13 protein-coding genes are annotated in these 13,870 nt (G+C 74.2%); 6 read left to right on the top strand and 7 right to left on the bottom strand.

Annotated elements, in window-relative coordinates; translation table 11 throughout:
* Position 1: 1 nt before the first annotated feature.
* The gene (locus ACH4VX_RS32145; RefSeq protein ID WP_398372410.1) at positions 2 to 1,048 is read right to left on the bottom strand and encodes a cation diffusion facilitator family transporter; all 1,047 of its coding nucleotides are present in this window, start codon (positions 1,046 to 1,048) and stop codon (positions 2 to 4) included.
* Between the two features lie 60 nt (positions 1,049 to 1,108).
* Here ACH4VX_RS32145 and ACH4VX_RS32150 point away from each other — a divergent pair, with 60 nt between their 5' ends.
* Complete coding sequence (locus ACH4VX_RS32150; protein ID WP_398372412.1) at positions 1,109 to 1,468, top strand: ArsR/SmtB family transcription factor; 360 nt, start codon at positions 1,109 to 1,111, stop codon at positions 1,466 to 1,468.
* A 13-nt stretch (positions 1,469 to 1,481) separates the two neighbouring features.
* Here the strand turns inward: ACH4VX_RS32150 and ACH4VX_RS32155 are convergent, their stop codons facing one another.
* The gene (locus ACH4VX_RS32155; RefSeq protein ID WP_398372414.1) at positions 1,482 to 2,705 is read right to left on the bottom strand and encodes a 4-hydroxybenzoate 3-monooxygenase; all 1,224 of its coding nucleotides are present in this window, start codon (positions 2,703 to 2,705) and stop codon (positions 1,482 to 1,484) included.
* A 222-nt stretch (positions 2,706 to 2,927) separates the two neighbouring features.
* Positions 2,928 to 3,335, bottom strand: coding sequence for a CoA-binding protein (locus ACH4VX_RS32160; RefSeq protein WP_073934631.1), 408 nt, complete (start codon positions 3,333 to 3,335; stop codon positions 2,928 to 2,930).
* Positions 3,336 to 3,540: 205 nt separating this feature from the next.
* On the opposite strand from ACH4VX_RS32160, the gene ACH4VX_RS32165 reads away from it, so the two are divergent.
* From ACH4VX_RS32165 to ACH4VX_RS32175, 3 genes are read left to right on the top strand one after another with little or no spacing between them, the layout of a single operon-like run.
* A complete protein-coding gene (locus tag ACH4VX_RS32165; protein WP_398372416.1) occupies positions 3,541 to 4,269 on the top strand; it encodes a hypothetical protein in 729 nt (242 codons plus the stop codon).
* Complete coding sequence (locus tag ACH4VX_RS32170) at positions 4,266 to 4,808, top strand: SixA phosphatase family protein (protein WP_398372417.1); 543 nt, start codon at positions 4,266 to 4,268, stop codon at positions 4,806 to 4,808. Before ACH4VX_RS32165 ends, ACH4VX_RS32170 begins: the two co-directional genes overlap by 4 nt.
* Positions 4,809 to 4,849: 41 nt before the next feature.
* Positions 4,850 to 5,476: a YigZ family protein gene (locus ACH4VX_RS32175; protein WP_398372419.1), complete on the top strand. Its 627-nt coding sequence runs from the start codon at positions 4,850 to 4,852 to the stop codon at positions 5,474 to 5,476.
* A gap of 6 nt (positions 5,477 to 5,482) precedes the next feature.
* Here the strand turns inward: ACH4VX_RS32175 and ACH4VX_RS32180 are convergent, their stop codons facing one another.
* Genes ACH4VX_RS32180 through ACH4VX_RS32190 form a run of 3 tightly spaced genes read right to left on the bottom strand, consistent with a single transcriptional unit; the run spans position 5,483 to position 9,043 of the window.
* The gene (locus ACH4VX_RS32180; protein WP_398372421.1) at positions 5,483 to 5,623 is read right to left on the bottom strand and encodes a hypothetical protein; all 141 of its coding nucleotides are present in this window, start codon (positions 5,621 to 5,623) and stop codon (positions 5,483 to 5,485) included.
* A gap of 7 nt (positions 5,624 to 5,630) precedes the next feature.
* Complete coding sequence (gene amcB, locus ACH4VX_RS32185; RefSeq protein WP_398372423.1) at positions 5,631 to 6,779, bottom strand: cyclophane-forming radical SAM peptide maturase AmcB; 1,149 nt, start codon at positions 6,777 to 6,779, stop codon at positions 5,631 to 5,633.
* A complete protein-coding gene (locus ACH4VX_RS32190) occupies positions 6,776 to 9,043 on the bottom strand; it encodes a tetratricopeptide repeat protein (RefSeq protein WP_398372425.1) in 2,268 nt (755 codons plus the stop codon). The genes amcB and ACH4VX_RS32190 overlap by 4 nt, the downstream gene beginning before the upstream one ends.
* A gap of 149 nt (positions 9,044 to 9,192) precedes the next feature.
* Between ACH4VX_RS32190 and ACH4VX_RS32195 the strand changes: the two genes are divergently transcribed.
* Positions 9,193 to 10,356 carry an exonuclease SbcCD subunit D gene (locus ACH4VX_RS32195; protein WP_398372426.1) on the top strand — a complete coding sequence of 388 codons (1,164 nt, stop codon included), beginning with the start codon at positions 9,193 to 9,195 and terminating at the stop codon, positions 10,354 to 10,356.
* Positions 10,353 to 13,346 (top strand): AAA family ATPase, encoded by a 2,994-nt coding sequence (locus ACH4VX_RS32200; RefSeq protein WP_398372428.1) that lies wholly within the window; start codon positions 10,353 to 10,355, stop codon positions 13,344 to 13,346. The genes ACH4VX_RS32195 and ACH4VX_RS32200 overlap by 4 nt, the downstream gene beginning before the upstream one ends.
* Before the next feature lie 7 nt (positions 13,347 to 13,353).
* Here the strand turns inward: ACH4VX_RS32200 and ACH4VX_RS32205 are convergent, their stop codons facing one another.
* Complete coding sequence (locus ACH4VX_RS32205) at positions 13,354 to 13,800, bottom strand: Lrp/AsnC family transcriptional regulator (RefSeq protein WP_398372430.1); 447 nt, start codon at positions 13,798 to 13,800, stop codon at positions 13,354 to 13,356.
* Positions 13,801 to 13,870: the final 70 nt, after the last annotated feature.

Raw genomic sequence — 13,870 nt, forward strand, 5'->3', positions numbered from 1 at the left:
CTCACCTCACCGTGTGGTGGGCGAGCGGCAGATGCGGGTCCGCCGCGCCCGGCACCGGTTCCGGATCGGCGTGGACCAGGGCCGCGGTCAGCCGGGGGACGGCGTGCAGCAGCGCGTGCTCGGCCTCGACGGCGACGCGATGGGCCTCGCGCACCGTCGCCTCGCCGTCCACCACGACCGCCACCTCGGCGCGCAGCCGATGGCCGATCCAGCGCAGCCGCAGCTCACCCACCCCACGCACACCCGGAACCCGCGTCAGCGCCCGCTCGGCCCGGTCCACCAGGGCCGGGTCGACGGCGTCCATCACCCGCCGGAACACCTCCCGCGCGGCGTCCCGCAGCACCAGGACGATCGCCGCCGTGATCGCCAGCCCGACCACCGGGTCCGCGTACCGCCACCCCAGGGCCGCGCCTCCGGCGCCCAGCAGCACCGCCAGTGAGGTGAACCCGTCCGTACGGGCGTGCAGCCCGTCGGCGACCAGCGCGGCCGAGCCGATGGACCTTCCGACCCGGATGCGATACCGGGCCACCCACTCGTTGCCCGCGAACCCGACCAGCGCCGCGACGGCGACCACCGGGACGTGCTCGACGGGGCGCGGGTCCAGGAGCCGGTCGAACGCCGTCCAGCCGGCGAAGGCCGCGGACGCGGCGATCGTCAGCACGATCGCGATGCCCGCCAGATCCTCGGCCCGCCCGTAGCCGTACGTGAAGCGACGGGTGGCGGCACGCCGCCCCAGGACGAAGGCGATGCCCAGCGGTACGGCGGTCAGCGCGTCCGCGGCGTTGTGCACCGTGTCACCGAGCAGCGCCACCGAGCCCGACACGGCCACCACGACCGCCTGCGCCAGCGCCGTCACGCCCAGCACCGCGAGCGAGACCCACAGGGCGCGCATGCCCCGGGCCGAGGACTCCAGTGCGGAGTCGAGCTTGTCGGCCGTCTCGTGGGAGTGCGGGGTGAGGAGGTGGGTGAGGCGGTGCAGCGGCGAAGCCCGGTGGTGCTCGTGCCGGTGCTCGTGCGCATGTTCGTGGTCGTGGTGGCGGTCGCTCACGATCGTCCCCTTCCGGTGCGCGAGGTGGACGCGATGGCGCCCACACCTCATTATGTGCGTATGAGCGCACGCATGCACCTATCACCTGCGCACGATGCGCACCCACGCACACCCGGCGAGGAGCACTTCGCGCTCGCGGCGGAGCTGCTCGCCCTGCTCGGCGACCGCACCCGGCTGACCCTGCTGCACGCCCTGACCGGCGGCGAGGCCGATGTCACCACGCTCACCGAGGCCTGTGGCGCGGCACGGCCCGCGGTCAGCCAGCACCTGGCGCGACTGCGGCTCGCGGGTCTTGTGGGCACCCGCAAGGAGGGCCGCCGGGTGATCTACTGCCTGCGCGACGGCCATCTGCGGCGGCTGGTGGACGAGGCGCTGAACGTGGCCGACCACCGGATCGGCGACCGGCCCCCGCACGACTGACGGGGCAGCGGCCTCAGTACCGGGCCGCCGTGCCCAGGTACTGCTCCGCGAAGGCGGCAGCGGCGGTGGGGGAGGAGAACAGGCGGCGCAGCCGCGCGAGCGTGGTGCCCGCGCGGAACGGGTCCCCCGCCGCGGTGCCGTGGTACAGCTCGGACAGCCACTGCGAGAACTCCTGGTAGTCCCACACGCGCCGCAGACAGGCCCCGGAGTAGCCGGTCAGCCCGCTGCCGCCGTCCCCGGTGAGACGGGCGACCAGCGCGTCGCCGAGCAGGAACGCGTCATGCAGGGCGAGGTTCATGCCCTTGGCGGCGATCGGCGCGACCAGGTGTGCCGCGTCCCCGGCCAGGAAGAGCCGGCCGGACGCCATCGGCTCGGTGACGTAGTCGTGCATGTCCAGCACGCGCTTCTCGATCAGCCGCCCCTCGGCAGGCGGGGCCGCTCCGGCCGCCCCGAGCCGGCGCCGCAGCTCCGCCCAGACGCGCTCGTGCGGCCAGTTGTCCGGGTCGTCGCCGGGCGGGCACTGGAGGTAGTAGCGGGTCACCTCGGGGCTGCGGGGCATCTGACCGGCGAAGCCGTCCGGATGGCAGCCGAACAGGACGCAGTCGGCGGACGGCGGCGCCTCGGCGAGCAGGGCCAGCCAGCCGATGCCGTAGTCGTGCCGTACCACCCTGGCCCGCTCCGGAGCGAGGGAGGCCCTGGTCACCCCGCGGGCTCCGTCGCAGCCCGCGACGAAGTCGCAGGCGACGACCTCCCGCCGGCCGGTCTCCGGGCAGACGTACGACACCGACGGACGGTCACCGTCCAGGTCGTGCAGCCGCACGTCCCGCACGCCGAACCGGATGTCCCCGCCCCGCACGTCCGCGTACTCCCGCACCAGGTCGGTCACCAGCAACGGCTGCGGATACACCCAGTGGTGACTGCCCGTCAGCTCCTGATACGAGAAGCGGTACCGCTCCCCGTCGAACCGGAACTCGCACGCGGTGTGCAGCCCGGCCCGCTCCAGCAGGTTCCGCGCGAGACCCCGTCGCTCCAGACCGCGTACCGCCCACTCCTCGATCACCCCGGCCCGCGGCCGCCGCTCGATGAACTCCCGGGTCCCGGTCTCCAGGACCAGACACTCCAGGCCGGCCGCCCGCACGATGTTGCCGACGGTGAGCCCGGCGGGTCCGGCACCCACGACGACGACCGGAAAGCGCTGCGGGAAAGGTGAGTCGAGGTGGGGGGAGCTCTGGCTCATCGCGCCATTATGGCGGCGCGGCCCCTCGGTGACAGGCCCTGGGAGATGTCGTTTGGATCTTGCCGGGGTCGCGGGGTCCGGCACGCACATCCGCGGCGTTGCCGTCGGTCCTCGACGCTCCGCGCCGACTCCCTCCTCCGCCTTGCGGCCGCACCCACCGGACCCCGCCCGGCTCGGCTGTGAGGCGCCGTCGCCCGAAGCCGGCCTGATCCAACGACACCCCTAGCCGAGCCGGGGTATCTCGATCGCCGGGCAGCGGTCCATCACCATCTCCAGGCCCGCCGCGCGGGTCCGCTCGTAGGCCGCCTCGTCGATGACGTCGAGCTGGAACCACACCGCCTCGGCGCCCTTGGCCACCGCCTCGTCCGCGACGGCCCCGGCCAGGTCACTGTTGACGAACACATCCACGACGTCCACCTCGAAGGGGATGTCCGCGAGGGAGGCGTAGCCCTGCTCGCCGTGCACGGTCTCGGCCTTCGGATGCACCGGTACCACGCGCTTGCCGAACCGCTGGAGCACCTGGGCCACGCCGTACGCCGCGCGCTGCCGGTTCGACGACAGGCCCACCACGGCCCAGGTGTCACCGAGTCCGGTGAGGATCTTGCGGACCGTTGCCTCGTCGCCGTACACCGTCGGCCTCCCGGGGGTCGTGAAAGAGCTGTCGTCCCGCACAACGAAGCGGGACGCGTGGTGATTCCCGGCAGGGGCCACTCGCCCCGGGTAGGCGGTGGACTGTACCGGCCACCGGGCCGCCCGGCGCCGGGAACCGCACACGGTGACCCGAAAAGCGGCCCGGATACCTGCGTACGCCCGCTCGCGCGCCTACGCTCGCCTCGTGCTGCGCATCACCGACGCCCGAACCGGCGAACCCGTGGACGCCGCCCCCGCCCGGCGGGGCCTGACCAGGGTCGAGGCCCACCCACAGGGGCCCGGCCCGACGAACCTGCGTGTGCTGCTCGTCGCCGACCTGCTCGTACGTGCCCTGGAACTCGGCGGCACGCCGGTCTGGGCGCTGCTCACCGGCGGACGGCGGCAGGCGGAACTGCGCGCGGCGGGCGCGGCCCTCGGGGTCCGCCCCTTCGAGTACGGCGGGGACGCCGGCACCGGCCTGGGCGAGGCCCAGGTGCTGCACGTGGTGAGCGAGGGCGGCGCGACACCCGACGACGGGGTACGCGTCGCCGTGGCCCCCGTGCACGGGGAGGCACCGGGCCCAGCGGGCGGCGCCGACCCCGCCGCCCTGCGGCTGGCCCTGCTCACCCGTCCCAGGAACGAGCCCGTGACGGTCGGCCCGGCCGCCCTGGGCGACGCCGCCGACATCCTCGACCGCTGGCGCCGCGCGGTCGCCGACTGGGCGCGACGGCCCTCGCGGCCGATCCCCGACGCGGTGCGTGCCGGTCTGCGCACCGCGTGGGAGGACGATCTGGACACGGCCGGCGTGCTGGGCGTCCTCCGCGCGGTGGAGACGGCCCCGGACCTGGCGGACGGCGCCCGCTTCGAGGCGTACGCCTACGCCGACCGGCTGCTCGGCCTCGACCTCACCCGCGACCTGGGAGCCCCGGCGTGATCGAGCGCGCCGGGCGGGGACCGCTGCGCCGCCTGGTCGTCCTGCGCCACGCCAAGTCCGCCCGGCCGGAGGGCGTCACCGACCACGAGCGTCCCCTCGATCCGCGCGGCCGCCGGGACGCCCCCGCCGCCGGACGCGCGCTCGCCGAGGCCGACTGCCTGCCCGGCCTCGCGCTGTGCTCCACCGCCGTCCGGGCCCGCCGCACCTGGGAACTGGCCGCCGCGCAGTGGGGCACACCCCCGCCGGTCCGCCACGACCCCCGCCTCTACCACGCCGACATCCCCGCGCTGCTGGACGTGGTGCGCGAGACACCGGCCGAGGTCGAGACGCTGCTGCTGATCGGACACAACCCGGGACTGGAGGACCTCGTCCTGACCCTGGCCGGTGACGGCCTGGACGACACCCTGGACCGCGTCCGCGTCAAGTTCCCCACCTCCGCGATCGCCGTACTGTCCTGGCGCGGCGCCGCATGGCGGGACCTCGCCCCCGGTGCCGCCCTGCTGACGGCGATGACGGTGCCCCGGGGCGGGCGGGGGTAGCCGGGACGACCCTCCCGCGCGAAGGCACATAGGCTGGTGCGATGCAGGACGAGTACCGCACCGTCGCCCGCGCGGGTGTGCACGAGACCGAGGTCAACCGCTCCCGCTTCCTGTGCGCCCTCGCCCCGGCGGCCACCGAGCAGGATGCGCAGGACTTCATCGCCGCCGTCCGCAAGGAGCACGCCGACGCCACCCACAACTGCTTCGCCTACGTCATCGGCGCCGACGCCTCCACCCAGAAGGCCGGCGACGACGGCGAACCCGGCGGCACGGCCGGTGTCCCCATGCTCCAGATGCTGCTCCGCCGCGACACGCGGTACGTCGTCGCCGTCGTCACCCGCTACTACGGCGGCGTCAAGCTCGGCGCCGGCGGCCTCATCCGCGCGTACGGCGGCGCCGTCGGAGAGGCACTGGACACCCTCGGCACGATCACCCGGCGCCGCTTCCGGCTGGCCACGGTGACCGTCGGCCACCAGCGGGCCGGCAAGGTCCAGAACGACCTGCGCGCCACCGGACGCGAGGTGCGGGACGTGCGCTACGGCGAGGAGGTCTCGATCGAGATCGGCCTCCCGGACGCCGACGTGGCCGCCTTCCGCGCGTGGCTCGCCGACGCGACCGCCGGGACGGCCGGGTTCGAGCTGGGCGGGGAGGCGTACGGGGACGCCTGAGGGGACTCACGGGGCGGGCTCGTGCAGCGGGCTGGGGTCGGAGCCGCCCGAATAGAGGGTCATGGCGTGCGTGCACGGGGCGTCTGCGCAGTCCTCGCAGACTTCGGCGTCCGGCAGGGGGAACAGCTCCGCACCGAGGGACCGCATGCGGACCTCAACAGTGGGCTCTTCCGGCGGTTCGTTCCGCATCGCGTATCAGTCCTTCCATCAGGAGTTTTCTGCCATTGCGGCAGAAGAGGGTCTCGGTCGCGTCCAGCCGGCCCGTCTCGAAGTACTTGTTGGCGGCCTGCCCGCCACGGCAGTAGGCGAACAGGTCGCACACGGCGTGACAGGCGTCGACCCCGGCCAGGGCTTCGGCGACCCATGGGGCCTCCTCGGCACGGGCCAGGCAGCCGGCCAGCCCCAGTTCCCGCACATCGCCGACGGTGAACCGGCCGTGGCGCGCGGAGAAGAAGCCGGCGAGGTCCGGGCTGAGCGGCACCACCTGCCCGTCCCAGGTGACCATGGGAAGCGGATCGGCCGGCAGGCCGGCCCACCGTCCGGCCACACCGGCCAGCTCCGCCCTGACATACCGCCAGGCGTGCTCCAGGTCCCGCAGCGCCATACGCCGGTCGGCGCGCCCGCGAGCGGCCAGCGCGGCCCAGAACTCCACGATGTTCTCGTCGTCGTGGAGGGTCCCGGCGTACACGCCCTTGCGTTCCACCAGGTTCACCCCCAGAACGCGACAGCCGAGAGCGGCGAACCACTGATGCAGTTCGGCCGCCCTGCGCGCGGACGGGTCGGACACGACGGCGACGGCCCCGAACGCGATGCCGTGCTTCTTGAGCAGCTCGATGCCGCGCAGCACGCGATCCGTCGCCTCCCGGCCGGCGCGGTCCACCCGGTCGGTGCCGGGGCCGGGACCGTCGACACTGACGGAGACCTCGATCCGCCGTTCCGTGAACAGCCGGCACCACGCCTCGTCGATGAGCGAGGCATTGGTCTGCACGGCGTGCCGTACCGGGTGCCCACGGCCCGGAGGAAACCGGTCGAACAGCTCCCGCAGACGGGACACCCCCGTGGTGAGCGGCTCGCCGCCGTGCCACAGCACGGTGACCGGGTGGTGTTCCGACCAGGAGTCGACGGTCCCCGCGACGGCGTCGGCGACCTCGTCGGACATCACACGGGCGAGCCCGCGGGAGGGCAGGTAGCAGTAGCGGCAGTCGAGGTTGCACAGTGGGGTCGGCTGGAGCAGGACGAGGGAACCGGTCCTCGCCAGTCGTGCCGCCGGGGCGGCACGTGCCGGTGGCGGCGGCCGCGTCATCGGCTCCCCACTTCCCCCGGCGGTTCTTCCTCCCCGTGCCCGGCGGCGGTGAGGAGCTTCAGCGTCTCGTCCTCGCCGTAGCGGTCGGCGACCTCCCGGTAGAGGCACAGCGCCTGGAGGTGGGCCGCGACGGCCTCGTCGCGGCGGCCCGCGCGCCGCAGTGCGACTCCGAGGTCGTTGGCGGCGATCGCCTGGCCGTGCCGATGGCCCACCTCCTGCTGCTCCCGTACGGCGAGCAGGTGGGCGTCGACGGCCTCGTCGAGGCGGCCCAGCGCGGACAGGGCGACACCGAAGTCGTTCCACGCCGTGGCGGTACGCTCCCGGGCGCCCAGCTCCTGGAAGACCGCGCGAGCGGTGGTGTGCGCCGACAGGGCTTCCTCGAGGCGTCCGGTCTCCCGGAAGGAGCGCCCCAGATTGTTCGTCGCGGTGGCCTCGTGCAACCGGTCGCCGACCGCGCGGAACATGTCGCGGGCCCGGGTGAGCGCGACGACCGACTCGTCGCAGCGGCCCAGCTTGAACAGGGCACGGCCGGCGTTGTTCCAGGTCGATGCCTCGACCTGTCGGTCGCCGGCCGCGTGCACCAGCTCGCGGGCGCGTTCGTGGGCCTCGATCGACTCGTCGAATCTGCGCGCTTCGGTCAAGGAGACTCCCAGCATGTCCCAGCTCTTTCCCTCTTCGAGCCGGTCCCCGCGCGACGCGTGGATCTCGCGGGCCCGCGTGTGCGCCGCGACGGCCTCCTCGATCCTGCGGCTGTAGCGCAGGGCCAGCCCGAGAGCGTTCCACGCCCGGCCCGCGCCGAGGTCGTCACCCAGGGCGTGCGCCGCCCCGGCGGCGCACCGGTAGACGGACACGGCGTCGTCGAAGTACCGCCGCCAGCTGAGATAGCCGTGAAGGCTCAGCGCCAGTCCCAGTGCGGCCCGTGCGTGGACGGGGTCGGACGCCCACAGCGCGGCGGAGATGAGGCCGGTGCGCTCGTGGTCGAGCCAGCTCAGCGCGTCCCTTCGGCCGCTGAAACCGGGGGCGGGGCCGGGACGGGACTGCATGTGCCGGTCGGCCGCCTCGGCGCGCCGCCGGTAGTGGGCGAGGAGCCGGGCCCGTGCCCGGGTGCCCTCGGCACGCAGTGACTCCTCGCGGTTCACGCGGTCCAGCGCGTAGGCGCGGACCAGGTCGTGCATGGTCCAGTAGCCGCGTACGCTGCCGGGCCCGACCAGATGGGCGCGGACCAGCACGTTCAGCTCCGGCCGTGGCAGCGCGTCGGCCCCGTACAGCATGGTGATCGCTTCATCGCTCGTCTCCGGTCCCGGGGCGAGCGCCAGGAGCCGGAACAGGCGGGAGGGGCCCGGACCGAGGCGGCGGTAGGACAGGTCGAACGCGGCCCGTACGCCGCGTTCGCCGTCGTCCAGGTGATCGATGACCGTGGCGGAGTCGGTCAGCTCCGTGACCAGTTCCGTCACCGGTTTGCCCGGATCGGCGATGAGCAGGGCGGCGGCGATCTGCAGCGCCAGAGGCAGATACCCGCACAGGGCGCACAGGTTCCCGGTCGCCTCGGGGGCGTCCAGGACGCGGAGGTCGGCGGGGGCGGCCGTGCGCAGGGCCACGCCCAGCACGTCGCGGGCCACCTCGGGCCGGAGGATGTCGAGACGGAGGAGGTGGGCACCCAGCTGCGGCATGGTGTCGCGGGAGGTGACGAGGACGCGGTGCGCGCTGTGGCCGGGCAGCAGCGGTCTGACCTGCCCGGGATGCGAGGCGTTGTCCACCACGATCAGCACCGCACCGCTCGTGCGGGCCCGTTCGGCCAGGACCGAGCGGTAGAGGCCGGCTCGTTCGTCCAGCGTCGTCGGCACATGGGCGGCCGCCACGCCCAGGGCGCGCAGCAGGGCCTCCACGAGCTGTTCGGCTCCGGCGGGCGTCTCGTCGTAGCCGTGGCAGTCGACGAACAGCGCGCCGCCGGGGAACCAGCCGCGTTCCCGTGCCGTGTGAGCGGCTCGCACGGCCAGCGCGGTCTTGCCCACGCCGCCCAGCCCGGCCACCGCGGTCACCGGGACCGGGGCGTGACCGCCGGGGCCGGGGGCAAGTGCCGCCAGCAGCGCGTCGAGTTCCTCGGCACGCCCGGTGAACTCGGCGGCAACCGGCGGAAGCGCGTCCTCTACGTGCGGCATGGGGCCGTAGTGGTGATGATGCTCCACCTTCTTCCCGATCGCCTCGCCCCGGAACGTCCCGTTGCGGAAGTCGATCCGGTCCCCGTTGTGTGTGTCCCCGCTCACACGGCTCATCTTGCCCTGAAAGGAAGGCCTCCGGCAGAGCGGCAACCGGCAATGAATCCGACATGCCGACGTTCGTGTGATCTGTCATGACGGGTGATGCGGGAGTAACCGCCCGTGCTGTCGGCCCCGGCGGCTACGCTGCGGGGATCATGAGACTGCTGCACACTTCCGACTGGCACCTCGGCCGGTCCTTCCACCGGGTCGGCATGCTCGGTGCCCAGGCCGAGTTCATCGGTCACCTCGTCAGCACCGTGCGTGAGCGCGAGGTGGACGCGGTGGTCGTGTCGGGAGACGTGTACGACCGCGCGGTACCGCCGCTCGCCGCGGTCGAGCTGTTCGACGACGCCCTGCACCGGCTCGCCGGTCTCGGCGTGCCGACGGTGATGATCTCCGGCAACCACGACTCGGCCCGCCGCCTGGGCGTCGGCGCCGGGCTCATGGAGCGCGCGGGCATCCACCTGCGGACCGAACCGTCCGCGTGCGGCACGCCAGTGGTGCTGTCCGACGGGCACGGGGACGTCGCCTTCTACGGGCTGCCGTACCTCGAACCCGCCCTGGTGAAGGACACCTTCGGGGTGGAGAGGGCCGGCCACGGGACGGTGCTCGCCGCCGCCATGGACCGGGTCCGCGCGGACCTCGCCGCCCGCGCGCCCGGCACCCGCTCGGTCGTCCTCGCGCACGCCTTCGTCACCGGCGGCGAACCCAGCGACAGCGAGCGGGACATCACCGTCGGCGGGGTGGCCGCCGTGCCCGCCGGGGTGTTCGACGGCGTCGACTACGTGGCGCTGGGGCACCTGCACGGCTGCCAGACCCTCACCGAGCGGGTGCGCTACTCCGGCTCCCCGCTGCCGTACTCCTTCTCCGAGGCCGCGCACCGCAAGAGCGTGTGGCTCATCGACCTGGCCGCCGACGGGGCGGTCACCGCCGAGCGCGTGGACTGCCCGGTACCGCGCGCGCTGGCCCGGATCCGCGGCGCCCTGGAGGAACTGCTCGCCGACCCCGCGCTGACACGGCACGCGGAGGCGTGGGTCGAGGCGACGCTCACCGACCCGGTCCGCCCGGCCGACCCCATGGCCCGGCTCACCGAGCGCTTCCCGCACATCCTCAGCCTCGTCTTCGACCCGGACCGGGCGGCGGACGACCCCGAGGTCTCCTACGCCCGCCGTCTCGCCGGACGCGACGACCAGCAGATCGCCGAGGACTTCGTCACCCACGTGCGCGGCGCAGGCCCCGACGCACACGAACGGGCGGTCCTGCGGGACGCCTTCGACGCGGTCCGCGCGGACGACGCGGTACGGGAGGTGGCGCGATGAGGCTGCACCGGCTGGACATGACGGCCTTCGGGCCCTTCGGGAGCACCCAGAGCGTCGACTTCGGTGAGCTGTCCGCCGCGGGGCTCTTCCTGCTGCACGGCCCCACCGGCGCCGGCAAGACCTCCGTCCTGGACGCCGTCTGCTACGCGCTGTACGGCTCCGTCCCCGGGACCCGGCAGAGCGGTCAGGGCATGACCCTGCGCAGCGATCACGCCGCTGTGGGCATCCGCACCGAGGTCACCCTCGAACTCACCGTCGCCGGACGCCGGCTGGAGATCACCAGGCAGCCGCCCTGGGAGCGTCCGAAGAAGCGCGGCACCGGCACCACCCTGGACAAGGCCCAGACCTGGCTGCGCGAACGCGACGCCGCCTCGGGCACCTGGAAGGACCTCAGTCGCTCGCACCAGGAGATCGGCGAGGAGATCACCCAGCTCCTCGGTATGAGCCGGGAGCAGTTCTGCCAGGTCGTGCTGCTGCCCCAGGGCGACTTCGCCCGCTTCCTGCGTGCCGACGCCGAGGCCCGCGGCAAGCTGCTGGGCCGTCTCTTCGACACCCGCCGCTTCGCCGACGTGGAGAAGCGCCTTGCCGAGCGCCGGCGGGCCGTCGAGTCGCGGGTGCGGGACGGTGACGCCGACCTGCTCGCCGACGCGCACCGGATGCAGCAGGCCGCGGGCGACTCCATGGAGCTGCCCGGGCTGACGCCCGGCGAACCGGGACTGGCCGAGGCCGTGCTGGGCGCGGCCGCCGTCGCCCGCAGCACCGCGCGGGAGCAGCTCACGGCCGCCCGCTGCCGCCTCGCCACCGCCGAGTCCGCCCTCGCCGACGCCGACCGGGTCCTGGACGTCGTACGCGAACGGGACCGGCTGCAACGGCGCTTCGCCGAGGCACGGGAGCGGGCGGCCCGGCTTCAGGAGCGCTCCGGCGCCCACCGCGAGGAGCGGGCCCGCATGGAGCGGGCCCGCAGGGCCGAGACCGTCGCCCCGGCCCTGGACCTGCGGGACTCCGCCGAGGCCGGGCACGGACGGGCGGCCGGTGCCGAGCTGCGCGCGCGGGCCCTGCTCCCGGCGTCCCTCGCGGACGCGGGAGCGGCCGGGCTCGCGGTCGCCGCCCGCCGGGCCGCCGAGGAACTGGGCGGGCTGGAGTCGGCCCGTCGCGCCGAGCGGCGGCTGACGGAACTCCTCGGCGAGCGCGCCGACCTGGACCGCCAGGAACATGCCGACGAGGAGGTGCGGGAGGACGCGGAGACCTGGCTCGCGGACTGGGAGGAGACCCGAACCGGTCTGCAGAGTCGCATCGAGTCCGCGCAGCAGGCCGCGTCGCGGGCCGGTGAACTCGACGTGCAGCGCGCTCCCGCGCGGCAGCGGCTGGACGCCGCGCGGCTGCGCGACCGGCTGGCCGGGGAAACGGAGACGGCCGAGGAACAGGCCCGCGCCGCCCGGGAACGGGCGCTCGCGGCGAGGCAGCACTGGCTCGACCTCAAGGAACAGCGCCTGAACGGCATCGCCGCCGAACTGGCCGGCGGCCTCACCGACGGCGAACCCTGCGCGGTGTGCGGCGCCACCGAACACCCCGCACCCGCCCGCAAGGTCGACGGGCACGTCGACCGCGAGACGGAGGAACGCGCCCTCGCCGACCACCAGCGCGCCGACGACCACCGCGCGGAGGCCGAGCAGCGGCTCGGCGCCGTCCGGGAAGCGCTGGCCGCCGCGAGCGCGGAGGCCGGGGACACCGCCACCGAGCAACTCTTCCGCGCAGCCGAAGAGTTGGAGCAGCAGTACGCACAGGCCCGGGACGCCGCCTCCGTACTGCACGCCGAGCAGGAGCGGCTGCGCCGCGCCGAGCAGGAGCACGAGCTGCGGATCACCGCCCAGCGGGAGGCGGCCGTCCGGGCCGCCTCCCGCGTGGGCCGCCGCGAGCGGCTGGACCGGGAACACGCCGCGCTGGAGGAGGAGTTGACGCAGGCGCGGGGGGACGCCACCAGTGTGACCGCGCGCGCCGCGCAGCTGGAGCGGAGCGTCGCACGGCTCACGGACGCCGCCGACGCCGCCCGCACCGCCGCGGACGCGGCCCAGCGGCTCAAGGAGGCCGACGCCCGGCTCGCCGACGCCGCCTTCCGTGCGGGATTCGACACCCCGGGGGCCGCCGCCGAAGCCCTCCTCGACGACGCCGCCCACCGCGAACTCCAGCGGAGCCTGGACGCCTGGCAACACGAGGAAGCCGCCGTACGGGCCGTCCTCGCCGAACCGGAGACCGCGGCCGCCGCACAGCAGCCGCCCGCCGACCTCGCCCCGGCGCGGCGGGCCGCCGAGGACGCGGACCGCAGGGTGCGCGAGGCGGTCTCCGCGCGGGACGCCGCCGCCCGGCGCTGCGCCGAACTCGACCGGCTCTCCGCACGGGCCGCCACCTCGGTACGGAGGCTGGGACCACTGCGCGAGGAGTACGACCGGGTGGCCCGCATGGCCGGACTCACCGCGGGCACCTCGGCGGACAACGAGCGCAGGATGCGCCTGGAGTCGTACGTCCTCGCGGCCCGCCTGGAACAGGTCGCCGCCGCCGCGACCGTACGGCTGCAGCGCATGTCGTCCGGCCGGTACACCCTCGTCCACTCCGACGACCGCACCGGCCGGGGACGCAGCGGACTCGGACTGCATGTCGTCGACGCCTGGACCGGACGGGAGCGGGACACCGCGACCCTCTCGGGCGGCGAGACCTTCTTCGCCTCGCTCGCCCTCGCGCTCGGTCTCGCGGACGTCGTCACCGACGAGGCGGGCGGGGTCCGGCTGGACACCCTCTTCATCGACGAGGGCTTCGGCAGCCTCGACGACCAGACCCTCGACGAGGTCCTGGACGTCCTGGACTCCCTGCGCGAACGCGACCGCAGCGTGGGCATCGTCAGTCACGTCGCCGATCTGCGACGGCGGATACACGCCCAACTGGAGGTCGTGAAGGGGAGGTCGGGTTCGGAGCTGCGCCGGCGGGGGACCCGCTGAGGCCGGCTCACCGCCCCAGCGCGCGGCGCGGCAGCGGCGAGGAGTAGACGACGCTCGTGGTCACCGAACCGAGTGCGCCGATGCGCCCCGCCACCTCCTCCAGATGCCGCATCGAACGGGCGGCGACCTTGATGACGAAACAGTCCTCGCCCGTCACATGGTGCGCCTCCAGGATCTCGGGCGTCACCGCCACGAGATCGTGGAAGGGCTTGTAGTTGCCGGTCGGGTGGCGCAGCCGTACGAAGGCCAGGATCGGCAGCCCGATCCGCTCCGGGTCCACCACCGCCGTGTAACCCCGGATGACCCCGGCCTCCTCCATGCGGCGCACTCTTTCGGTGACCGCGCTCGCGGACATCGAGACGGCACGGGCGAGTTCGGCGAAACCGGCCCGTCCCTCCCGCTGGAGGACGTCGAGAATGCGCCAGTCGGTGGCATCCGGGGAATACGCGGTCATTCCTGAGAAATAGCAGGGAATCCCCGGCAGATCAAGGCAAAGGCCGAGGTTCTCCGCTTCAGAACCGGAT

The organism is Streptomyces sp. NPDC020731, from assembly GCF_044334705.1.
Taxonomy (GTDB): domain Bacteria; phylum Actinomycetota; class Actinomycetes; order Streptomycetales; family Streptomycetaceae; genus Streptomyces.